The sequence below is a fragment of the Acetobacter suratthaniensis genome (assembly GCF_017377745.1).
GTDB lineage: Bacteria > Pseudomonadota > Alphaproteobacteria > Acetobacterales > Acetobacteraceae > Acetobacter > Acetobacter suratthaniensis.
This window is the reverse complement of the sequence record NZ_JAFVMG010000005.1, coordinates 126,116-149,455: the sequence shown is the minus strand read 5'-3', so window position 1 is coordinate 149,455 and position 23,340 is coordinate 126,116. Positions and strand designations below refer to the sequence as shown.

The following is a 23,340-nucleotide window of genomic DNA, read 5'->3' as shown; positions in this document are numbered from 1 at the left end:
GGGGCCAGGGAGCAAACCCCGCACGCCAACGCCGCCCAGAATAGGGCATCATGTTAGCTTACGGGCCGTGGTTTGCGCGCATCCAAAGCCGCCCCGGCTCGCCGGGGTGCCTGCACGCGTTGCACGCGCCATGCTATATTTAAATGAAAATTGGTGAGCCGGGAGGGACTCGAACCCTCGACCATTCGATTACGTACCACTTCGGCTTTCGCCGCCCCGTAGGTTCGTGGTCTGGACTTTACCTTCACCGTGGGCCGAAGCCTTTAGGTGGACCCTGTCAAGTCTCTACACGTTCCATCTTGCGATGGCTTCGCTCGGTATTGGCACGGCCAACCCAAGGGGTATGACCAGAGCGTTCACCGAATTTAAGGCCTGTTCCACAACCGGTTTCCCGACTGGGCTCCCATTGAAAGTCGAATGCTCTACCGACTGAGCTACCGGCTCTCACCAATGCGGCCCCTCTTACATCAAAGCCCTACACAGGGCAACCCCTCTCTCAACAGCTTATTTCCTGTGCGGGGTCACATCTGCATCCCACCGCCGTACCCGCACACGCAGGTTTTATTTTATGCTATAACAAGAGTGTGGCTCCGCACCGGCCGACTACGGCCCCCTGCCCTGCGGGTCAGCTTTCCCTGTTTGTTTTCACAACCCTGCCCGAGCCCATGAAAAGCCCCTCCCGCTCCCTGCTCCGCCTGAGCCGCAGGCTGCTGACTTTCCTGCCAGCCAACCTCCTGCCAACCGCCCTGCTGCACTGGTTGGGTGCGCGAGCTATTGCGGTCGCACCGGAGCAGATTGCTATCCGCGAGGGCATGCGGGCGGGCGTGGCGGTCGGGTCGGTCATGCTGGTAGCCTGGCGGCTGGATGCCCCGCTTATGGCCTGGGCAGCCTTTGCCGCATTCTGGACCTGTCTGGTTGACCCCGGCGGGCCACTACGCCAGCGCATACAGGCCCTGCTGCGCTTCAGCCTGTCTGGCACGCTCATAACCGGGCTGATTTCCGCCGCAGCCGGGTGGGGGCTGATACCGGGTTTTATTGCACTCGGCCTGTGTATCGCGCTGTGTGGCCTGTCCCGCATGGGGGGAGCCATCGCAACACAGATCAGTGTTCTGGCGGCCATTGTCGCGGTTGTCGCCGTCTGTTACCCGCAGGCGCCGATGGGGGCTTTGCACCTTGCAGGCCTGTTTGCCGCAGGCGCGGTCTGGGCCATCCTGATCTGTATTTTTGCCTGGCCGGTTGATCCTTTTGCACCACAAAAACAGGCCTGTGCCGCCATTTTCCGCGAACTGGCCCATATGGCAGGCAGGTTGCCCCGTGCCACCATGGCGCAAACACGCCTACCCGCTTCGGGCGCGCACCATATTATAAGTGCTTACCGGCGCGACATCCGCACCCGCATTGGGCAGGCCCGCGCAGCACTGGCCCTCCTACCCGCCAATGCCGAGCCACGCCTTACCCTTTCCGCTGCCCTTGATACGGCTGACCGGCTTTTTGCCGCCGTCATGGCGCTGGAACACGCAGCGTTTTCCCATCAGCCCACCCAGACAGGTCGCCGGGTTATCCGCCTGCTGACGCTCACCCTGCACCGTGTTGCGCGGGAAATTCTTACCACCCCACCCCGGCCCGAGCGGTTGGCACGCGATATCGCCCTGCTACGCCGCGCCAGCATGGGCGAGGATGACATCCATACCCGTGCCGCCACATTCTGTACCGATGCCTTGCAGGCTCTACAGGAAGCATGGGCGCTCTCCACCCAGACACCCACCGCACCAGCTGAGGTGGAGCAAACCACGCGCACCAGTTCCCCGGCAGGCCACAGCAAAGAACCCGAAGCCACCTCTCCACCGGCCTCACGCTGGCCGGACATGCTGTTCATCCGCCATGCCGCGCGGCTGGCTGTAGCGGTGCTGGTGGCCTACGCTATTTCTCTCGCACTGAACCTGCCTTACGCCTACTGGGCCATGATGGCCGTTGTGGTGGTGACACAGCCTAGCGTGACCTCCACCCTACCCCGCGCAATCGAACGCGTGGCAGGCAGCATAGCCGGGGGGCTGGTTGCTGCACTCATGGGGGTTTTTCTGCCTCAGGCGGCTATTCTGCTCCTGATCTTTCCGCTAGCAGCGGCCACCATTGCGCTACGCAGCGTCAATTATGCGCTCTGTGTCATGTTCATGTCCCAACTGTTTGTGCTGGTTACAGACCTTGTCAGCACCACGCATGGATGGGACGTGGCCCTATCGCGCGCTGCCAACAACACCATTGGCAGTCTTGTCGGGCTGGTGGCCTGCGTATCGCTCTGGCCCGGCAGGCGGCCACCCCCTCTGGCGGAACTGGTTTCCAGCGCCTTTACCGCCAACCTGCGTTACGCGGCACTGGCAGCCTGCCCGCCCCGTGCCCCCTGGCGCACGCTCGAACCTGCCCGCCGGGCAGCAGGCACCGCTTCCAGCCGTGCTGAAATTCTCTACCAGCAGAAACGTCTGGAAGGGCTGCACGAATCAGACAATGTAAGAGCCTGCGGCGAAATTCTGTTTCTTTTACGCCAGCTTGCCGGGGCCGCCAGCGTATGGTGGCTCGAACAAGCCCAAACCGACACACACAGCACCCCTCCACAGCCACGCGCCGCCATTCTGGCCGCTCTGGCTGGCCGTTACGCACAGCCACACACCCTGCCACCACAGGAAATGCTGGCGGCACTCCGCCAGCCCGCCCTGACAGAAACACAGGATAACACCTAGAAAAAACCGTTAGCGCGAAGGACTATTCTCCGCAGGCAGCCACAGCCTGCGGCTCTACCTCAAAAAGCCGCCACCCCTCGCGCTCATGCCTGAGGCGGACACACAGCGCCGCACCACCAACCCGTACCTGCACCAGTGCTCGGTTGGCAGTCTGCACAATGGTTGTGACCTCAAAAGGCACCTGCCCTACGACATCATCCGCCTTGGCATGCAGAAAATAAGCTGAAAGAGCCATGTTCTTTTGTGAGCAGCCCGCCGGCCCCACACCCTGAAAGCTCGCAAGAAGGGCCGGGCTGACAAACCGGCGCATGGCGGGATCATTCAACATTGTGCTTTGCGCACCTGCGGCACAAAGCCGGGCAGTATGCGCAGCCGCTGAAGCATACCACTGATAGAAAAGGGCTGTTTGCTGCTCCGGCTCACCCTGCGCGGCCGCAGCCGCTTGTGCCAGAACCGGGCGGGAAGCGCCGCACGGAAAACCCCCGCACGGCACAAGGACAATGGCCAGCCATAAAAACATTCGGCGGGCCATGACCTTACTCCCGATTAGCGACCTGTCAGGATCCGTTCGACCAACTGACCAACAGTCGGCACAAAACTATTCGAGTAGAACGGATCAGCCGCAAAACGCCATGCGTTGGTGCCACCAAACATCAGCGTATTGTCCATGACTTTGGTCTCATCAGGCCCGCTGGCATGGGCTGCGGCCTGTAGCGTCTTCTGGATACAGAAGGAGCGCGGGTCTGCTTTATGACCGTTGCTGTAATTCGGCCCGCGCTGGCTCCAGTTGGAGAAACGGCATTCAGACAGACAGCCCATGCAATCAGCCTGATCAGCCAGAATTTCACGTGCACTATCTGGAGTGACAAAAATCAGCGTTGAATCCGGCGTACGCATCGCCTCGACAAAACCCTGATTTTCCCATTCCTGTACATGGGCCAGATCATCCGCCGCCAGAAAAACCTGACGCTTACGCGCACCAACACCATACGGCACGGTCAAGGCACCCAGCGGCTCTGTCGAAAAGGCCACCTGCCTTTCGGAACGCGCCTGCAGGTCTTGCAAAAAGCTGTTATTGACAGCAGAGGAATAAAAACCCGTAGGCGAGAAACGGTTCAGATGCACATCGCCCTTTTTCAGGGTCATCAGCCGCTCTTTCCACGCCTGCGGAATAGGGCTTTCACGCGTAAGCAGCGGACGAGTGCCAAACTGGAAAACAATCGGCCCCAGCTCGGGATTGTCGATCCAGTCTTCCCATTCCTCAAGCCACCACACGCCACCTGCCATGATAATGGGCGTATCGTGCAGGCCAAAACCACGCATGGTCTGGCGCAGGGCCAGCACGCGGGGGTAGGGATCTTCTGGCTTAAGCGGATCTTCCGTGTTGGACAGGCCATTATGCCCGCCCGCACGCCACGGATCTTCATACACCACACCGCCCAGCAGATCGGCGGCCTTGTGGTACGAGCGCTTCCACAGCGCGTTGAACGCCCGCGCGGAACTGACGATGGGATAATAATGCACGCCAAACTGTATGGCGATATCCGCCAGCTTGTACGGCATACCCGCGCCACAGGTCAGGCCATGGATCAGACCCTTCGTGCCTTCGAGCACGCCGGTAATAACCCGTTCGGCCGAACCCATTTCCCACAGGATATTGGCATGAATACGCCCATGCCCACCTGAAACCTCATGCGCGATGCGGGTCTGGGCAATGCCGCCATCAATAGCGTACTGCACCAGTTCCTCATGCCGTTCGCGCCGGGTGCGGCCTTTATAGACCTGCGGTACGGGCTGGCCGTTTTCATCATAACTATCTGCATTAACGATGGACACGGTGCCCGCACCGCCCGCCGCTGCCCACGCGCCAGCCGAGGCTCCGTTGGAAACGGAAATCCCCTTGCCGCCTTCGACCAGAGGCAGAACATCCACCCCTCCCATGCGCAGCGTGTTGATCGCCTTCATGATCGTCCTATCGTTCCTGCAACTGCTCACAGACAGTACGGGCGGGCTTGCCCGCCCGAAAAGGGTGGGCCGTTATGGCCCGGCTTTTTTATACCGAAAAACCCGACACCGGAGCAGGCATGCGCCCGCTCCTGCCCAGCCGGATGTTACTCAGCGTCCCGACGAGGGGCGCGCGCAGGCTTTTCGCCCACGGTTTCGGTAATGTCGGCACCAGTCGCCTGATCCACAACGCGCATGGACAGCTTGACCTTGCCGCGGTCATCGAAGCCGATAACCTTTACCTTCACGGTATCGCCGTCCTTCACCACATCGCTGGTGCGGCCAACGCGACCCTGAGCCAGTTCGGAAATATGAACCAGCCCGTCACGTGCGCCAAGGAAGTTCACGAACGCGCCGAAATCGGCGGTCTTCACAACCTTACCGTCGTAAATCCGGCCCAGTTCCGGCTCGGCCACAATGCCGTTGATCCGGTCCATGGCCTTCTTGGTCTGCTCTTCAGAGGTGGAGGCGATGGTGATCGTGCCATCATCACCGATATCCACCTTGGCGCCGGAATATTCGACGATTTCGCGAATAACCTTACCGCCTGAACCAATGACGTCACGGATCTTTTCACGCGGCACCTTCATGGTGGTGATACGCGGCGCGGTGGAGGAAACATCCGTACGGGTTTCCGTCAGCGCACGGGACATTTCGCCCAGAATGTGCATCCGGCCTTCACGGGCCTGACCCAGCGCGATCTTCATGATCTCGGGGGTGATCGAGGTGATCTTGATGTCCATCTGCAGGGCGGTCACGCCGGATTCCGTGCCAGCCACCTTGAAGTCCATGTCGCCCAGGTGATCTTCATCACCAAGGATGTCGGACAGAACGGCGAACTTTTCGCCTTCCTTGATCAGGCCCATGGCAATACCGGCCACGGGGCGCTTGAGCGGCACGCCCGCATCCATCAGCGCCAGCGAACCGCCGCACACGCTTGCCATGGAGGAGGAGCCGTTGCTTTCCGTGATTTCGGACACAACGCGCACGGTGTAGGGGAAATCCTTGCGCGAGGGCATCAGCGGGTGAATGGCGCGCCATGCCAGCTTGCCATGACCCACTTCACGACGACCGGGGGAACCGATACGCCCGCACTCACCCACCGAGTAGGGAGGGAAGTTGTAGTGCAGCATGAAGTTGGTGCGGTATTCGCCTTCAAGCGCGTCGATCACCTGCTCGTCCTGACCGGTGCCCAGCGTGGTCACAACCAGCGCCTGGGTTTCGCCACGGGTAAACAGGGCGGAACCATGCACGCGGGGCAGCACGCCCACTTCCGGCACGATCGGGCGCACCGTTACCAGATCACGACCATCAATACGCTTGCCGGTCTTGAGCACGGAGGTGCGCACCACGTCGGCTTCGAGATCCTTGATGAAGGGCTTGGCAGCGGAGGCATCGGCTTCGGCTGCAACCAGCTTCTCGACAATGGCAGCGCGGGCGGCTTCGAGCTTTTCGTAGCGGACCTGCTTCTGCTTTTCCTTGTAGGCATCGGCAATCAGCTTGCGGCCCAGCTTGTCCACCTGCTTGCGCAGAGCGGCTTCTTCCTTGCTTTCTTCCGGCAGCGCCCAAGGTTCCTTGGCGGCGTGTTCGGCCAGAGAAATGATGGCGTCCAGCACGGGCTGGAAAGCGTTGTGGCCAAAGGTCACGGCATCGAGCATCACGTCTTCGGACAGCTCGGAGGCTTCGGATTCAACCATCAGCACGCCTTCGGCGGTGCCAGCCACAACCAGATCCAGAGCCGCATCGGTCATCTGCTCACGGGTGGGGTTGAGGATGAACGCGCCATCCTGAAAACCAACGCGAGCAGCACCCACGGGGCCAAAGAACGGAATGCCCGACAGCGTCAGCGCGGCGGAGCAGCCGATCAGCGCGGCGATATCGGGGCTGTTTTCCATATCGTGGGTCAGCACCGTGGCGATGACCTGCACTTCGTTACGGAAACCCTCGGGGAACAGCGGGCGGATGGGGCGATCAATCAGGCGCGAAACCAGCGTTTCGTTCTCGGAAGGACGGCCTTCACGCTTGAAGAAGCCACCGGGGATCTTACCCGCAGCGTAGGCTTTTTCCTGATAGTTAACGGTCAGGGGAAAGAAGTCCTGCCCGGCCTTGACGTTGCGCGCACCTACGGCGGTACACAGCACAACGGTTTCGCCATAGGTCACCAGCACGGCGCCATCGGCCTGACGGGCGATCTTGCCGGTTTCGAGAACCAGCGGGCGGCCGCCCCATTCGATTTCTTTACGGTAATAATTGAACATTCTGTTACTGCCTCATCAAAAACAAAAAACGCCAAGGCAGACAGAACGGAACCGGCGGGCGGACAGCGCCTCGGACGGCATGGAGACTGACGGCAACACCGCCCAGACGCCATGTGGTCGGAAACGCCGTGGCCGAACCGGCGCGCATGGCATCCGCGCCTGACCTGTGGCTAGCCCAGCATAAGGGGTTGTCGCACGCTTGACCAGTCCATCCGCTCAGGGCGGGGGCCTATGGCCGGCCAGCCAGCACGTGCACCGATCATAATCGCGCCAGAGCGGGGCTGCCTGCCCCACCCGCCCATTTGGCCGGGAAAAGGCAGGACAGCCCCGTCGAGCCAGAAGACTCAGCGGCGCGTAAAAATCAGCGACGCAGGCCCAGACGGGCGATCAGGCTTTCATAGCGCGTCTGGCTCTTGCCACGCAGGTAGTCCAGCAGGCTGCGGCGGCGGCCAACCAGAATGAGCAGACCACGGCGGGAGTGGAAGTCCTTCGCGTGGGTCTTGAGGTGCTCGGTCAGGTTGTTGATGCGCTCGGTCAGGATCGCGACCTGCACTTCCGGCGAACCGGTGTCCGTCGGGGTGGTCTGGTATTCAGCAATCAGCGCCGTACGGCGTTCAGCGGTAATCGACATCACATGTCTCCATAAACAGATTAATATTTAGAGAATCCGTACCGGCTTCAGCCATCCGTCTTCCAGACGGCCTATGCCCAGCACGCGCTCCCCTTCCATGACACGGAGCGTTCCCTGGTCATCGGTCGGGGGTATGCGCCCCTCAAGCCCGAAAAGTCCCAGTTTCTGCCCGTGCCGCAGAAGAACCGCCTCATCCGTGGTCAGGGCCAGCGCCGGGATGTCGGCCAGCGCGGTCTCAACCGGACAGAGAAGGTCTGCGGAAGCAGGGGCGTTGTCGTCGTTTGGCGCCAGTTTGTCCAGCATAATCGCATCGGACTCAAGAAAAGGCCCGACCCGCAGACGGCGCAATACGGTGATATGCCCAACCGTGCCCGCCGCCAGCGCCACATCACGCGCGAGGGCACGCATATACACCCCCTTGCCGGACTCCACCTCAAACACCGCCGTATCGGCATCCGGGCGGTCGATCAGCTCAAAACGATCCACTCGGGCCGGGCGGGGCGGCAGTTCGGGCGGGCGGCCATCACGCGCCATATCATAGGCGCGTTCACCAGCAACCTTGAGCGCCGAAAACACCGGGGGCACCTGCATGATATTGCCTGTCAGCGCAGGCAGGGCCGCGCGCAACTGGTCATCGGTCGGGCGCACATCGGATGTGGCGATGGGCGTTCCGTCCGCATCGTCGCTATCACGCGCCTCGCCCAACCGCAGGGTAAAGCGGTAAACCTTGGTGCCGTCCATAACATAAGGCACGGTTTTGGTGGCGGTGCCGAACGCCAGCGGCAGAAGCCCTGTCGCCAGCGGGTCGAGCGTGCCGCCATGACCCACTTTCTGGGCATCGAACACCCGACGCGCATACCCTACCACCTGCGTGGAGGTCATGCCCGAGGGCTTGTCCACAATAAGCCAGCCATTCAGCGGCCGACCGCGTCTGCGTCGCATACGGAGCTTCCTTTTGATCAGGCTGTGCGTCTAGCCGTTCACGCGCGCGGGGGCAATGCTCCACCACCCGGCATACGCCCCCGCGCGCGCAAACCGGAAAACCGCAAGCCCACACGCGCAACTCCGCCCCACCCCCGCAGGTCTGGGCTACCAAAACGGTCTGCCTCGCCCCCATCGGGGCCATGAAAGCCGGTTTTCCGCCGCGCTCACCCCCACCCACCCCTTCGCGCATGCGTGGCGGACGGGTCTAGCCAGTGCGGTCAGCTTGCCTTAGTGTTGCCATCACTTATGACAGAAGCCCTCTCCCCTTCCGCCGCGCCACCGGACGCGGGCACCCAGGCCCCGGTCTGGTCCATTGTCCCCACCGAGCAGGGCGGGCGCCTTGTGCTGGAAGGCACATGGACCGTACCCAAAGGGGGCGTTCCCACCTTTGACGCCAACGCGCTGAAAAACCTGCAAAACGGGCAAAGCCTACAGGTGGACGCCAAGGGCGTAGGCGAGTGGGATTCGGCTCTGATCTCCTTCCTGTGGAATGTGGAACAGGCCAGCACCGCTGCCGGGCTGACCTTTGATACCTCCATCCTGCCCGACCCCACCCAGCGGCTGCTTGCCCTGCTGCCCCCGACACCGCCTGCGGCCACGCCTTCGCAGTTTGTGCGGCAGAACCTGTTTGCCCGCACCGGACAGGCAACACTGGACGTGCTGGAAGAAACCGGGGTTCTGACAGACATGATGGCGCAGAGCTCCTTGGGGGCTGTGCGCGCCATCACCACCAAAAGCTTCATGCGCGGCAAAGACCTGCTGAGCGACATCTGGCGCGCTGGCCCCAATGCGCTGCTGATCGTGGGGGTGGTGAACTTCCTGCTGGGCGCCATTCTGGCCTTTGTGGGGCTGGTGGAACTGCGCCGCTTCGCCGCTGAAATCTATGTAACCGACCTTGTGGGCATTGCCTGCGCACGCGAGATTTCGGCCATTATGACCGCCATCATCATGGCGGGTCGTACGGGCGGAGCCTATGCCGCACGCATTTCCACCATGCTGGGCAATGAGGAAATAGACGCCCTTCAGGTGTTTGGCATTCCCATTTCCAGCTATATCCTGCTGCCTTCCATCATCTCGCTCTCGGTCATGATGCCGCTGCTGTATCTCTACGGCACGCTTATCGGCATTTTTGGCGGGTTCGTGGTGGCCATGAGCATGATGGACGTTTCCGCCACCGGGTACTGGATTGCCACCTTCAATGGGGTGGAGCTGAAAGAGTTCATTTTCGGCTTCATCAAATCCTATTTCTTCGCCAGCTTCATCGCTCTGGCTGCCTGCCGCGTAGGGCTTAAGGCTGGCCGGAGTGCGGCAGATGTGGGTGTGGCCGCCACCCGCGCCGTGGTGATCGGCATTGTTGGCATTATCGCCATGGATGCGGTGTTTGCCGTGCTGGCCAACGCGCTGGGGATCTGAACATGAGCGAACCCACAGCCCAGCTTACGGATGACACGCTGATTGCCGTGCGCGATCTCACCCTGTCCTTTGGCCCCAAGATCATCCAGCAAAGGGTGTCTTTCGACGTCAAACGCGGCTCTGTCTTTGCCGTCATGGGCGGGTCGGGCTGCGGCAAAAGCACCATGCTCAAGAGCATGATCGGACTTTTGCGCCCCACCACCGGCCAGATTCTGGTGGGTGGAGAAGACTACTGGGCACAGAACGAGCGCCGCCGCACCGACATCAACCACCGCTTTGGCGTGCTGTTCCAGAGCGGTGCTCTGTGGTCTTCCATGACGGTGGGCGAAAACGTGGCGCTGCCCATGGAAATGTTTACCGACCTCAAGCCCGCTGTCATCCGCCGCCTGGTGGAACTCAAGCTCGGGCTTGTGGGCATGGAACATGCCATAGACCTGTATCCGTCAGAAATTTCAGGTGGAATGCGCAAGCGTGCGGGCCTTGCCCGCGCCATGGCGCTCGACCCCGATATCCTGTTTTTTGACGAACCCTCCGCCGGTCTCGACCCCATTACCTCCGCCCGGCTGGATGACCTGATCCTGACCCTGCGCGATGGGCTTGGGGCTACGGTCATTATCGTCAGCCACGAACTGCCGAGCCTGTTCGCCATTGCGGATGACGGCATTTTCCTTGACGCCACGACCCATACCGCCATCGCACATGGCGCACCGCGCTCCCTGCGCGACAACAGCGATATTCCAGAGGTGCGGGCCTTTATGAACCGCGTCTCCTCTCTTTCATCCCCCACCACGACGGAAGGCTGAACGGCAATGTCTGAAAGCACAAACCGCAAGACAGTGCTGGGTGCCTTCGTCATTTTTGGCGGGGTGCTGGCGCTGGCCATTGTCATGGCCTTCGGGCACATGCGGCTCTTTACCCCCTCGCGCGAGGCGGCGGTGGTGTTCCAGAACTCCATCACCGGGCTGGCCGTGGGCGCACCCGTCAACTTCCGTGGCGTGAAGGTGGGCACGGTCAAAAGCATTACCCTGCGTTTCGACCCCATGGACCATAAGGCCTATATCCCTGTGGTGCTGACCCTCGACCCCGACCAGATTCATGTGGTGCGTGACGGGCCGGGCGGCACCAATATCAGCATCCAGCAGCTCATTTCCAGCGGGCTGCGGGCGGAGCTGAACCTGCAAAGCTTTGTAACCGGGCAGTCGAACATCGAACTCGATTTCGACAAGGCCGTGCCGCCGGAACTACACCCGCGCATTACCGACCTGCCCGAAATTCCCGTGCGCCTGTCCGCCATGGAAAAGCTCAAGGATTCGCTGGGCCAGATTCCGGTCAAGGATATCAGCCGCCATGTGGATACGGCCCTGCTGTCCATTACCGACCTGAGCAACAGCCTCCAGCATGACCTGCCGCCACTGGTGGCCAGCATGAAGGCGACCTCGGACCAGTCGCGTGAAGCGGTGGATGCCGCGGCCCAAGCCATTCATACCCTTCAGGAAAAGCTGGTGGTAACGCTCAACAAGATGGACACCATGCTTGATTCGGGCACCAACCAGCTTAACGCCCGTGGGGCAGACCTGCACGCCACTCTGGCCTCCACCACCAAAACGCTGGATTCGTTGCAGGGTATCCTGTCGCCACGTTCCACCGACCGCGCCAATCTGGACGCCGCCCTGCGCGACATCGCGGCCACCGCCGCAGCCCTGCGCGGCTTTGCCAACGATGTTGAACGCAACCCGCAACTGCTGCTGATGGGACGCCGCCCATGATCCGCCTGCCTCTGCCCCGCCTCTCCGCTTTTGCGGAACGCGCCCGCCACCCGGTACTGCGCGCCCTGCTGCTTACGGGCCTGACGGCTGGCACGGCCTTTGGCCTTGTCGGGTGTGCTGCCCCGCCCCTGCGCCTGTACACGCTGGGCATGCCCTCGGATGAAAACATCCGCCCCACCAACCAGCCCAGCCTGTCCAGCCGGGCAGCCACGGTGGCGGTCAGCACGGTGGTTATTCCTGACTATCTGGATTCGCAGGACATGGTGGTGCGCCGGGGCGAAGAAATCGTCCGTAGCCCGCGCTCACGCTGGGCCACGCGCCTGTCTATCGGCATTACCGATCTGATGACCAATGAAATGGCCAGCTTCCACCCCTCCATGCTGATTACGGATCAGCCACTGGCTGATGCCGCCATGCTGCGCGTGCAGGTGGATATTTCGCGCTTTGATGTGGATATGAACGGTCAGGCCACACTGGATGCTCACTGGGCCATCCTGCCCGCCGACCCCAATAAGCCTCTGATCCGCAACCGCGTACACCTGACCATGACCGGCCCCGTTACAACCGATGCGGATGTAGCAGCCCTTATGCGTAAAATGGTGATCATGCTGGCAGACAAGGTCAATGCCGACCTGCCGGTTGTCAGTGCCACCCCGAAATAAGCTCAGACCTGCCTGAGTGAACGCTTACGGCGGCGCTTGCGCCGCCGTTTTTTTGTGCCCACCCCCATACCCAACCCACGCGCATACGGCGCAAAGGGGGCATGGAGAACGTGGGCACCTCCTAAAAGTTGCGACTGATTTGCAACACCTACCCGCTCATCCTCCCGGTCATTTCATCCCACCCGTTGGCAAAAAGGCGCGAAAAACCGTGGTGTGGCCTGCCATCAGGGATCTCCAAAAAAATTTACTAATTCTTATTCGCATTGACGCATCCTTAATGCACCCAGTAGTTGCGATTAACTCTCACTCCTATCGCACTCCGAGGTTTCATGTCTTCGCGTTCCCCACACCGCAGAACCTACTCTGCGCTGCTCATGGCATCCGCCGTTTCCTTTGTGGGGTCTTCGACCGCTCTCGCCGCAGCCGCCAGCACAGGCCCCAAACAGGGCGTGGCCAGCCCGGCCAAAACTGCTCCCGACACCAGCGCAGCCCCCCACGCACAGGCCGCAAAACCCGCGCCAGCCGACACCACCCACGCCACCGCCGTAAACAGCGCCACCACCAGTGGCGCCAATAATGTGGAGAAGGTGACAGTCGTGGGGGAACGTTCAGCGATCATCACCAAATCGCTCAATCCGAAAATGACCGCATCCCTGCTCGATACACCACGCTCCATTACGATGGTAACGCAGGAGCAGATGAAGCTGGTCAACGCGACCTCGTTTGAAGATGCGGTGCGCACTGTGCCGGGCATCAGCTTTCGCGGGGGGGATGCCTATGCCGTGCCGGGGGGAAACTACCCGGTTATTCGCGGCTTTGGCTCCTACAGCAATATGTATATCGACGGCATGCGCGACAGCGGCATTTCCTCGCGCGAAGTGTTCGATGTGGAAGACATTGAAATTCTCAAAGGCCCCGGCTCCGTCTATGGCGGGCGCGGCGGACTGGGTGGGCAGATCAATATCACCACCAAAAAGGCCAAGCTGGGCAACTTTCTCAACGCGCAGCTTGGTTTTGGCACGGCCGATTACAAGCGCGGCACGGTGGACATCAACCGCCAGATCGGCAGCCATACGGCATTTCGTATGAACGCCATGGGGGATGACGCCAGCGTGGCCGGGCGTGGCCCCATCGGGGGCTATAAATGGGGTGTAGCCCCCTCGCTGTCTTTCGGTCTGGGCACTCCCACCCGCCTGACACTGGGCTATTACCATATGTATTCGTCCGATCTGCCGGACTATTCCGCTCCGTACAGCGCGACCACGCATCAGCCGTTGGCCATTCCGCGCAATACGGTGTTTGCGTTGCAGAACCGTGATTTCGAGCACAGCACAACGGATATGGGGCAGGTTATTCTGGAGCGCGATCTGTGGAAGAGCTTTGTCTTCCGCAACACGCTGCAATGGACGTCCACCCAGTACAACTTCATCGCCACCAACCCGCAATGGAAGAGTGGCAGCACCGACACCATTCTGATGGAGGCAAAATCCGGCCTGTTCCACACGGATAACTTTCAGGAACAGGCGATGGTTTCGGGCAAGTTCAATACCCCCTTCATCCACCACAGCGTCAATTTCGGCATCGAGCTCTCGCGGGAGCGTTCGACCCGCAACGAATATTATGTGCGTGACGCGCAGGGCAACAACCTGCGTAACGGTGGCCCCTGCTCAGTGGCCTATAACTGCGTTTCCACCGGCAATCTGGGTGCGTGGTCGCCTTACGCGCCGTGGAATGGCTCCATTAGCATTGGCGAGCCGGGTATCCCCAACCTCAACACCAACCTGACCACTGGCTCGGCCTATGCGTTTGACACCATGAGCATGCTGAACGACCGCGTGCTGATTAATGGCGGCGTGCGCTTTGACCGCTTCATGAACTCCACCGTGCAGGGCGATTACGGCATTTCCAACAACCAGAGCTTCATTAACTATCAGGCGGGGATCGTGTACAAGCCCATCCACCCGGTGAGCCTGTATTTTTCCTATGCCACGGCCTCCAACCCGGTTGGGGTAAACGGCGTTGCCAATGGTCTGGGCTCGGTTTCGAGCAAGAACTACAACACCGCCCCCGAAAACGGCCAGAATATCGAAGTCGGCGCCAAGGCCGATCTGCTGCATGAGCGGCTGTCCGTTACCGGAGCGCTCTTCATGGGCCGCCTGACCAACGCGCAGGTTTCAGACGGGTTTGGCAATACGGTTAATGCGGGTACGCAGCGCGTGCGCGGGGCTGAAATCAACATTGCCGGTGCGCTGACCAAAAAATGGGACGTGTTCGGCGGCTGGACCTATCTGGACAGCACCATCACCAATGGTGGCCCCACCAATGCCAATGTGGGCAAGCGCTTTCCCTATACTCCGGCCAACTCCGTCACGCTGTGGACAACCTACCGCATTCTGCCGCAATTGCGCGTGGGTGGGGGGCTGACCTTCATGAGCCAGCGCTATGTCAACGCAGCCAACACGGCATGGGTGCCGAGCTATACCCGCTTTGATCTGGTGGCCAATTACCAGATTACCCCTTCGCTTGACCTCCAGGCCAATCTGCAAAACCTGACTGACAAGCTCTATTACGACCGCATCTACACCAATTATTCACGCATTGCGGCAGGCCGTACGCTCACCTTCCAGCTCTCTTTGCATATGTAAGAGCGCACCCTTTCAAACCGGGGCGGGTTCCAGACTGTAAAAGGCCGCAAGCAGGCCGGAACCCTGCACCAGACCGCGCACCGGCTCCGCCATGCCCGCCGGGCACAGCACTACAAGGGCATGAAAAGCCGGGCCGGTGCCACGTACATGCTCCTGTGCGCGGGCCAGAAGAAAACGATCCAGCCCGCCCACACCCACACAACAGGCACAGCCGGGCGGGTTTGCCGCCAAAGCGCTGCCCTGAACGCCCCCGGCCTGAGGCGGCAGGCTTTCAGCCACCAGCCCGCGTGACAAGGCCCGGCCTGCATCGCGCCTGCGGCCTGTGGCCAATGCGCCCACAGCCGCCGATGTCGCGGCGGCGGGTGGGGCAAAATCAGTCTGCAACGGGGCGTGCCATGTCCATACCCCCGCCCAGCCGGGGGGCGTTTCATCACAGACCTGCCCCCCATAGGGTAGCACGCGCACCAGTGCTACGCCGCTCTCTGGCAGTAAGGAGGCAGCGGGCTGATCCGTCACGCACAGGGACAGGCGGCCATCCCGCCGGGGGTGCGGGGGAACATAAACGCTTTTTGTCATTCCCGGATGCTGGCCCCGCGGGTGCGGGCTGTCCAGCCCCACCGCCACACACCCCGCCCCCTGTTTGTGCCGCGCGAATGCTGGACAGCCCTGCGTGTCTCTGAAATAAGAAGCGAGCGTGACCCGGCAGGCCGCCAAGGCCAGCCCGGCGTCCGGCCCTTTCAACGCCCTTTACCTCAGGGCGTGTCCTTCTTCTTTCCTTCTGTCTGGCTGCATGGTGCCCATGTCCTCTCGTCCGCCCCTTCTCGACGCCCTGCGTGAACACGTTCTGCTCTGTGACGGGGGCATGGGCTCACGTATCCAGATGCTCGATCTGGATGTGCAGCGCGACTACTGGGGACAGGAAAACTGCACCGAAGTGCTGACCCTCTCCCGCCCGGAGCTGATCCGCGAGATCCATCGCGGGTATTACGAGGCCGGGGCCGACATGGTGGAAACCAACACCTTCGGCGCTTCGCCCATTACGCTGGCGGAATTCGGCCTGACCGACCGCACGCGCGAGATCAACCGCGCCTCCGCCATTCTGGCGCGCGAAGCGGCTGAAAGCTTTGCCGATGGTCGCCACCGCTATGTGGTGGGCTCCATGGGGCCGGGCACCAAGCTGCCGTCTTTGGGCAATATTGATTACGACACGCTGGAAGACGCCCTGACCGAGCAGACACGCGGCCTGATCGAAGGTGGGGTAGACGCGGTTCTGATCGAAACCTGTCAGGACACGCTCCAGATCAAGGCGGCGGTCAACGGTGTCAAACGCGCCCGTGCCGAAGCAGGCGTGGTGCTGCCCGTTTTCGTGCAGGTTACGGTCGAAACCACCGGCACCCTGCTGGTTGGCCCCGATATTGCGGCGGCCGCCACGGTCATTCACGCGCTTGAAGCCGATCTGATCGGCCTGAACTGCGCCACCGGCCCGCAGGAAATGGCCGAGCATGTCAAATGGCTGGCCGAAAACTGGCCGCGCCTGATTTCGGCCCAGCCCAATGCGGGCCTGCCCGAACTGGTGGACGGCAAGACCCATTACCCCCTTTCCCCGCAGGAAATGGCCACATGGGTCGAGCGCTTCATTACCGAAGACGGGCTTAATCTCATTGGCGGGTGCTGCGGTACCTCCACCCCCCATATTCAGGCACTCGACGCCATGCTGCGCCGCCGGGCGGAAGGCACGGGCTACCATCGCCCGGCCCCCGTACGGCGCATTGCGCACTGGGTGCCTTCGGTGGCCAGCCTGTACGGTCAGGTGCCGCTGCGGCAGGAAAATGCCTATTTCTCCATTGGCGAACGCTGCAACGCCAACGGTTCCAAGAAATGGCGCGAACTGCAAGAAAGCCACGACTGGGATGGCTGCGTGGCCCTTGGCCGCGACCAGCTGCGTGAAGGCTCGAACGCGCTCGACATCTGCACCGCCTTTGTAGGCCGCAACGAACGCGCGGAAATGGATGAGGTGATCACGCGCTTCACCTCCTCCGTCAACGCCCCGCTGGTGATCGATTCGACCGAAACCCCGGTGATCGAAGCCGCCCTTAAGCTGCATGGCGGCAAGCCCATTATCAACTCGATCAACTTCGAGGATGGTGAAGGCCCGGCCAACGACCGTCTGGTTCTGGCCCGGCGCTTTGGCGCCGCCGTGGTGGCGCTGACCATTGATGAAGTGGGCATGGCCCGCAAACCCGAAGACAAGCTGCGGATTGCGGCGCGGCTGGTGGACTATGCGTGCAACACGCACGGCCTGCCCCAGTCTGACCTGATGATCGATCCGCTGACCTTCACGATTGCCACAGGCGCGGAAGACGACCGCAAGCTGGGCCAGTGGACACTTGAAGGCATTCGCATGATCCGCGATGCCTTCCCCGATATCCAGATCGTGCTGGGGCTGTCGAACATCTCCTTCGGGCTGAACCCGGCCGCACGCGCGGTGCTGAACTCGGTCTATCTCGATCACGCCGTGCGCGCGGGCATGACGGCGGCCATTGTGCATGTCTCCAAAATCCGCCCGCTGCACCTGATCGCCCCAGAGGAAGTCAAGGTTGCGGAAGACCTGATCTTCGACCGCCGCAGCGAAGGCTATGACCCGCTGGCCACCATGCTGGCCATGTTTGCTGACCGCAAAGCCTCCGAGGCCGTGGTGCGCCAGCGCGCCGAAACCGCCACCGGCCGCCTGAAAGACCGCATTGTGGACGGCGACCGCAAGGGACTGGAAGCTGATCTGGAAGAAGCCATGCAGACCATGGCGCCGCTGGACATCATCAACACCGTGCTGCTGGACGGCATGAAGGTGGTGGGCGAGCTGTTCGGCTCGGGCAAGATGCAGCTCCCCTTCGTGCTGCAATCGGCTGAAACCATGAAAGCCGCCGTTGCCTGGCTGGAGCCGCACATGGAGCGGACAGAAGGCCAGAGCCGTGGCACCATCGTGCTGGCAACGGTCAAGGGCGATGTGCACGATATCGGCAAGAACCTTGTGGACATCATCCTGACCAATAACGGTTACCGGGTGGTCAATCTGGGGATCAAGGTGCCGGTGGCCGACATGATCGAGGCCGCGCGCATGCAAAAGGCCGATGCCATTGGCATGTCCGGCCTTTTGGTGAAATCCACCGTGATCATGCGCGAAAACCTTGAGGAAATTGCCCGCTCCGGGCTTGAAACCCCCGTGCTGCTGGGCGGTGCCGCCCTGACCCGCAACTATGTCGAAGAAGACTGCGTGGCCGCCTACGCCCCCACCGGGCGCGTGGCCTATGCGCGGGACGCCTTTGACGGGCTGACCCTGATGGATCAGATCGCCAGCGGCGGGTTTGAAGGCTATCTGGCCGCCATACAGACACGCCGTGCCGGCAAGGCCACCCGCACCCGCGCACCCGAAACCGCCGAAACACGCGGCTACGGCCCGGTGGATGCCCAAGCCGCGCGCGAACGCCGTGCACGCCTGTGCGCCGACGAGCCACGCAGTGCGCCGCCTTTCTGGGGCGCACGCGTGGTAGAAGCCACACCCGAGGCGGTGCTGCCGTTCCTGAACGAGCGTGCGCTGTATCAGTTCCAGTGGGGCTTTCGTAAACAGGGCCGCTCGCTGGATGAGTTCCTTATCTGGGCGCGGCAGGAACTGCGGCCTATCCTGCGCCGTATGCTCGACCTTGCCGCAAAGGATAACATCCTGCGCCCGCAGGCCTGCTACGGCTATTGGAAAGCAGCGGGCGACGGCAATGATCTGGTGCTGTTCGAGGAAGACGGCACCACCGAGGCCGCCCGCTTCAGCCTGCCCCGCCAGCCCCGCTCGGATGGCGAATGCATTGCCGATTTCGTGCGTGACATTGCCGACCCCGAGCGCGATGTCGTGGGCCTTCAGGTTGTTACCGTAGGGCAGAAAGCCTCGGACATCGCCCGCGACTGGTTCGAGGAAAACCGCTATCAGGACTACCTGTACCTGCACGGCCTGTCGGTAGAAATGGCAGAAGCCATGGCCGAATACACGCACAAGCGTATCCGCGCGGAGCTGGGCTTCTCGGCTGAAGATTCGCGCGAAATGGATACCCTGCTGCAACAGGGCTATCGGGGTTCGCGCTATTCCTTCGGGTATCCGGCCTGCCCACGGCTGGAAGATCAGGCGCCGCTGCTGCGCCTGCTGGGAGCCGAGCGCATTGGTGTCTCCCTGACCGATGGCGATCAGCTCCACCCTGAACAGTCCACCTCGGCGCTGGTGGTTCTCAACCGCCACGCCAAGTATTTTACGGTCTGAAGCCCACCCCCGCACGGCGGGTCACACACAGGTTACGGGGGCAGATTTGCCTTTGGCGGCAAATTTGCCCACCATGCTCCCTCAGCAAACGCCGAGAAGGAGCTGTGGACATGACCACTCCCCCCATCCCGAACGTCGCTCTCAATGACGGCGCTACCATGCCCGCCATTGGTTTTGGCACCTATCTTCTGAACGGCTCACAGGGTGTGAGCGACATGGTCAGCGCGCTGCATGTTGGCTACACCCTGCTCGATTCCGCTTTCAATTACGAAAACGAAGGGGCCGTAGGCGAGGCCATCCGCAAGGCGGGCCTGCCACGCGAGACCCTGCGCGTGACCTCCAAGCTGCCGGGGCGGCACCACCATTACAAGGAAGCCATCGCCACGGTGGAGGAATCGCTCTACCGCGCGCAGCTTGACTATTACGACCAGTATCTCATCCACTGGCCCAACCCCTCCAAGGGGCTGTATGTCGAGGCATGGACCGCACTGGTGGAAGCCCAGAAACGCGGCCTGATCCGCTCCATCGGGGTGTGCAACTTCCTGCCTGAGCATCTTGAGGCCATCATCAGCGCCACAGGGGTTACGCCTGCGGTCAACCAGATCGAACTGCACCCCTATTTTCCGCAGGACGCCCAGCGCGCCTTCAATGCCAAACAGGGCATTGCCACCCAGTCATGGAGTCCGCTGGGCCGCGCCAGCCACATGCTGCAAGACCCTGTGCTGCAGGAAATCGCCACCCGCATCGGGCGCAGCATCGTACAGGTTATCCTGCGCTGGCATGTGCAGCTTGGCGCAGTGCCGTTGCCCAAGGCCTCCAGCCCGGAACGGCAGGCGCAGAACCTCAATATCTTCGATTTCGAACTGGCGGCGGATGACATGGCCAAAATCGCCACGCTGGCCCGCCCCGATGGCCGCACCTTCGATCAGGACCCCGCCCGTTACGAGGAGTTCTGAACCGTGCGGCAAATGCCGCCAACAGCCCGCGCCCGTGCGCCACGTCCGGACAAAACCGGCGTGCGGGCAGCGCAGGCCCGACAAACCCGCATGAAAGGTGCCTCCCCTCTCATTTGAGTGATTGACCCACCGGCTCAATAAGACGCATCATGAGATAATGGTACCAACCCGACCCGCGCAGCCCTCCACCGCCCCCGGCGGTAGCCCCAAACCCGCCACCATGCGGGTGTGCCAGAAGGCAGGACTGCACGCCACCAACTGCACGGCGGCCTTTATTGCAGGGCGGCGGCAGGACATCATCCGTGAAAGCGCTCAGTTCCTGCTCGCTCTTGAAGAAATCTGGCGTACACAGGACATGCCACCCGGCGAGGTCTGGACTGAATTGCTGCGCAGGCTGGAAGTCTCTGAACTCCTGCACCGGCTCAACCAGCCCCCGCACCGCCGCAAATCTGTCGGGCGGCGGGCGCGGGCGTGGCGTATCACCACCAGCAAGCTGCCCTGACCCATTTGGGGCGGATACAGGCAGACAGCCCGACCGCAGACAGGCCAGATCTGCCCTGCGCACGGCAGGCCACAAGCCCGCCGCCTTGACAGGCTCCCTGCGGCCCGCCACCAGAGTATCCACCCTCCAGAACACGGTAGTCCTATGGCGGCCATAGACGGTATCGCGCTTGCTCTCATCACCCTGTCAGTCCTGCATGGTCTGTGGCGCGGGCTGACGCGCGCGGCACTGGGCATTGTGGTGTGGACACTCGCCGGGCTTGCCGCACTCCGGTTCAACCCGCCCCTAACCCACTGGGCGCAGACCTATATCAGCTCACCCACAGGTGCGCGGGCTGCGGCTTTTCTGGGTGTGCTGCTGGTTGCGGCCCTTGCGGGGGGGCTGTTATCCGCCCGGATCGTGCAGGTGGTGCGCGCAACCCCGCTCGATGGCCCCGACCGCCTGCTGGGCGGGGTGTTCGGGCTTGTGCGCGGCGGGCTTATTGTCGTGGTCGGCTACATGCTCGCGCACTGGCTTTTGCAACCACAGGACATGCGGGCACTGGAAAAAGACAGCAGGCTCACCCCATATATACAGGCAGCCGCTCATGGCCTGCAGACCTATATGGCCGATTTCAGCGCAAAAGGGGTTGCGCCTTCGTCACCAACAGGTCATGACGCGAACTTGTAATCCCCTACCGGCTCCTGCCAGCCCATTGCGGAGGCCCTGCGCGTTCCATGCCCGTCCGTTCCTGCCTGTCTGATCCTTCCTGTGCTACCCTACCCGAGCCCGGCCCCGCCCGGCCCGTCCTGACCGCAGACCCGAGCACCTCCGCCTGTGGCCTGGAAGACGACCACCTGCATGAGGAATGCGCGGTCTTTGGTATCTGGAATGCCCGCGACGCCGCGCCGCTGACCACCCTTGGCCTGCATGCGCTCCAGCATCGTGGGCAGGAAGCGGCAGGCATTGTCTCCTTCGACCCCACGACCGAGCGTTTTCACTCGCATCGCGGGCTGGGCCTTGTGGGCGATGTCTTTGCAGACTCGCGCGTTCTGGCCACGCTGGAAGGCACACGCGCCATCGGCCATAACCGCTACGCGACATCCGGCGCGACCCTGCTGCGCAACGTGCAGCCGCTGTTCGCCGAATTCGCCTTTGGCGGGCTGGCGGTGGCCCATAACGGCAACCTGACCAACGCCAACATGCTGCGCCGCGAGCTGATCCGCCGGGGTTGCCTGTTCCAGTCCACTACGGACTCGGAAGTGTTTGTCCACCTGATTGCCATTTCGCTCTACGCCACGGTGGAAGACAGGCTGATTGACGCACTCAAGCGGGTTGAAGGCGCTTACTCGCTGGTGGTGCTGTCGCAGGATGCGCTCATTGGCGTGCGCGACCCCATGGGCGTGCGCCCGCTGGTTCTGGGCCGTATGCCCAAGGACGAAAGCGGCTCTGGCGATGCCAATGGCGGCGCATGGGTGCTGGCCTCCGAAACCTGCGGTCTGGACATTATTGGCGCGGAATTCGTGCGCGATGTAGAGCCGGGCGAGCTGGTCATCATCGACGATTCCGGCGTGCGTTCGCTCCGCCCCTTCGGCCAGACACAGCCGCATTTTTGCGTGTTTGAATATATCTACTTCGCCCGCCCTGATTCCGTGCTGGAAGGGCTGCCGGTTTACGGCGTGCGTAAGCAGATCGGGCGCGAACTCGCCCATGAAAGCGGCGTGGAAGCCGATGTAGTCGTACCCGTACCCGATTCCGGCGTGCCATCGGCCATTGGTTATGCGGAGGCCAGCGGCATTCCGTTTGAACTCGGGATCATCCGCAACCATTATGTGGGCCGTACCTTTATCGAACCCACCGACCAGGTGCGGCATCTGGGCGTTAAAATGAAGCATTCGCCCAACCGGCAGATGCTCGATGGCAAGCGCGTGGTGCTGGTGGACGATTCGATCGTGCGCGGCACAACCTCACGCAAGATCGTGGATATGGTGCGCGCCGCCGGGGCCAAGGAAGTGCATATGCGCATTTCCTCTCCGCCCACCCAGCATTCGTGCTTTTACGGGATTGATACGCCCGAACGCAGCAAGCTGCTGGCCGCCCAGCACGACCTGAAAACCATGGCCGAGCTGATCGGGGTGGATAGTCTGGCCTTTATCTCGCTTGATGGGCTGTATCGCGCCATGGGCCATGAAAGCCGCACCGCCAGCCCCAGCCGCTACTGCGATGCCTGCTTTACCGGCGACTACCCCATACCGCTGACGGATAACGACGCCGAAAACGGCCCCGGCAGCGCCTGAGCACCAGCCCTGTGGCGGCAAAGGCAAGCCCCTGCCGCCACAGGACATTTTTTCTCCGATTTGCGGTTGCGCCCACCGGGCCTGCGTGATAGTCACCGCTTCGGAAATATTCCAAGCCCGCTTAGCTCAGTTGGTAGAGCACGTCATTCGTAATGATGGGGCCGGTGGTTCGAATCCGCCAGCGGGCACCATTTTCCTCTCCCCTTCC

Annotated in this window: 17 protein-coding genes and 1 tRNA gene; 12 read left to right on the top strand and 6 right to left on the bottom strand. The window is 61.9% G+C overall.

What is annotated here, in order from left to right; translation table 11 throughout:
- Window positions 1-584 precede the first annotated feature (584 nt).
- On the top strand, window positions 585-2,735 hold the full coding sequence (locus J2D75_RS07160; RefSeq protein WP_265782947.1) for an FUSC family protein: 2,151 nt from the start codon (window positions 585-587) through the stop codon (window positions 2,733-2,735).
- A 22-nt stretch (window positions 2,736-2,757) separates the two neighbouring features.
- On the opposite strand, the gene J2D75_RS07155 is transcribed toward J2D75_RS07160, so the two are convergent.
- The 5 genes from J2D75_RS07155 to truB all read right to left on the bottom strand — a co-directional run bounded on the left by J2D75_RS07155 (window position 2,758) and on the right by truB (window position 8,570).
- Window positions 2,758-3,267 (bottom strand): hypothetical protein, encoded by a 510-nt coding sequence (locus tag J2D75_RS07155; protein WP_207854084.1) that lies wholly within the window; start codon window positions 3,265-3,267, stop codon window positions 2,758-2,760.
- 14 nt (window positions 3,268-3,281) lie between these two features.
- The gene (locus J2D75_RS07150; protein ID WP_207854083.1) at window positions 3,282-4,700 is read right to left on the bottom strand and encodes an NAD(P)H-dependent flavin oxidoreductase; all 1,419 of its coding nucleotides are present in this window, start codon (window positions 4,698-4,700) and stop codon (window positions 3,282-3,284) included.
- Window positions 4,701-4,846: 146 nt separating this feature from the next.
- Entirely contained in the window at window positions 4,847-6,997 is a 2,151-nt protein-coding gene (pnp, locus tag J2D75_RS07145) for a polyribonucleotide nucleotidyltransferase (RefSeq protein WP_207854082.1), read from the bottom strand.
- Between the two features lie 361 nt (window positions 6,998-7,358).
- Window positions 7,359-7,628: a 30S ribosomal protein S15 gene (rpsO, locus tag J2D75_RS07140; protein ID WP_207854081.1), complete on the bottom strand. Its 270-nt coding sequence runs from the start codon at window positions 7,626-7,628 to the stop codon at window positions 7,359-7,361.
- A 27-nt stretch (window positions 7,629-7,655) separates the two neighbouring features.
- Window positions 7,656-8,570 carry a tRNA pseudouridine(55) synthase TruB gene (truB, locus tag J2D75_RS07135; RefSeq protein WP_207854080.1) on the bottom strand — a complete coding sequence of 305 codons (915 nt, stop codon included), beginning with the start codon at window positions 8,568-8,570 and terminating at the stop codon, window positions 7,656-7,658.
- Between the two features lie 288 nt (window positions 8,571-8,858).
- On the opposite strand from truB, the gene J2D75_RS07130 reads away from it, so the two are divergent.
- The 5 genes from J2D75_RS07130 to J2D75_RS07110 all read left to right on the top strand — a co-directional run bounded on the left by J2D75_RS07130 (window position 8,859) and on the right by J2D75_RS07110 (window position 15,098).
- Complete coding sequence (locus J2D75_RS07130) at window positions 8,859-10,025, top strand: ABC transporter permease (RefSeq protein ID WP_207854079.1); 1,167 nt, start codon at window positions 8,859-8,861, stop codon at window positions 10,023-10,025.
- A 2-nt stretch (window positions 10,026-10,027) separates the two neighbouring features.
- Entirely contained in the window at window positions 10,028-10,828 is an 801-nt protein-coding gene (locus J2D75_RS07125; protein ID WP_207854078.1) for an ABC transporter ATP-binding protein, read from the top strand.
- Between the two features lie 6 nt (window positions 10,829-10,834).
- Window positions 10,835-11,791 carry an MlaD family protein gene (locus J2D75_RS07120; protein ID WP_207854077.1) on the top strand — a complete coding sequence of 319 codons (957 nt, stop codon included), beginning with the start codon at window positions 10,835-10,837 and terminating at the stop codon, window positions 11,789-11,791.
- Window positions 11,788-12,453 carry a PqiC family protein gene (locus tag J2D75_RS07115; protein ID WP_207854076.1) on the top strand — a complete coding sequence of 222 codons (666 nt, stop codon included), beginning with the start codon at window positions 11,788-11,790 and terminating at the stop codon, window positions 12,451-12,453. The genes J2D75_RS07120 and J2D75_RS07115 overlap by 4 nt, the downstream gene beginning before the upstream one ends.
- Window positions 12,454-12,782: 329 nt before the next feature.
- Window positions 12,783-15,098 (top strand): TonB-dependent receptor, encoded by a 2,316-nt coding sequence (locus J2D75_RS07110; RefSeq protein WP_207854075.1) that lies wholly within the window; start codon window positions 12,783-12,785, stop codon window positions 15,096-15,098.
- 12 nt (window positions 15,099-15,110) lie between these two features.
- Here the strand turns inward: J2D75_RS07110 and J2D75_RS07105 are convergent, their stop codons facing one another.
- Window positions 15,111-15,674, bottom strand: coding sequence for a hypothetical protein (locus J2D75_RS07105; protein ID WP_207854074.1), 564 nt, complete (start codon window positions 15,672-15,674; stop codon window positions 15,111-15,113).
- A 223-nt stretch (window positions 15,675-15,897) separates the two neighbouring features.
- Between J2D75_RS07105 and metH the strand changes: the two genes are divergently transcribed.
- The 6 genes from metH to J2D75_RS07075 all read left to right on the top strand — a co-directional run bounded on the left by metH (window position 15,898) and on the right by J2D75_RS07075 (window position 23,323).
- Window positions 15,898-19,398, top strand: a complete 3,501-nt coding sequence (metH, locus tag J2D75_RS07100) for a methionine synthase (RefSeq protein ID WP_207854102.1) — start codon at window positions 15,898-15,900, stop codon at window positions 19,396-19,398.
- 110 nt (window positions 19,399-19,508) lie between these two features.
- Window positions 19,509-20,354 carry an aldo/keto reductase gene (locus tag J2D75_RS07095; RefSeq protein ID WP_207854073.1) on the top strand — a complete coding sequence of 282 codons (846 nt, stop codon included), beginning with the start codon at window positions 19,509-19,511 and terminating at the stop codon, window positions 20,352-20,354.
- A gap of 157 nt (window positions 20,355-20,511) precedes the next feature.
- Window positions 20,512-20,856 carry a phosphoribosyl-ATP pyrophosphatase gene (locus J2D75_RS07090; protein ID WP_207854072.1) on the top strand — a complete coding sequence of 115 codons (345 nt, stop codon included), beginning with the start codon at window positions 20,512-20,514 and terminating at the stop codon, window positions 20,854-20,856.
- A gap of 144 nt (window positions 20,857-21,000) precedes the next feature.
- On the top strand, window positions 21,001-21,525 hold the full coding sequence (locus J2D75_RS07085) for a CvpA family protein (protein WP_207854071.1): 525 nt from the start codon (window positions 21,001-21,003) through the stop codon (window positions 21,523-21,525).
- A 47-nt stretch (window positions 21,526-21,572) separates the two neighbouring features.
- The gene (gene purF, locus J2D75_RS07080) at window positions 21,573-23,132 is read left to right on the top strand and encodes an amidophosphoribosyltransferase (protein ID WP_207854070.1); all 1,560 of its coding nucleotides are present in this window, start codon (window positions 21,573-21,575) and stop codon (window positions 23,130-23,132) included.
- A 115-nt stretch (window positions 23,133-23,247) separates the two neighbouring features.
- A tRNA-Thr gene (locus J2D75_RS07075) sits at window positions 23,248-23,323 on the top strand.
- Window positions 23,324-23,340: the final 17 nt, after the last annotated feature.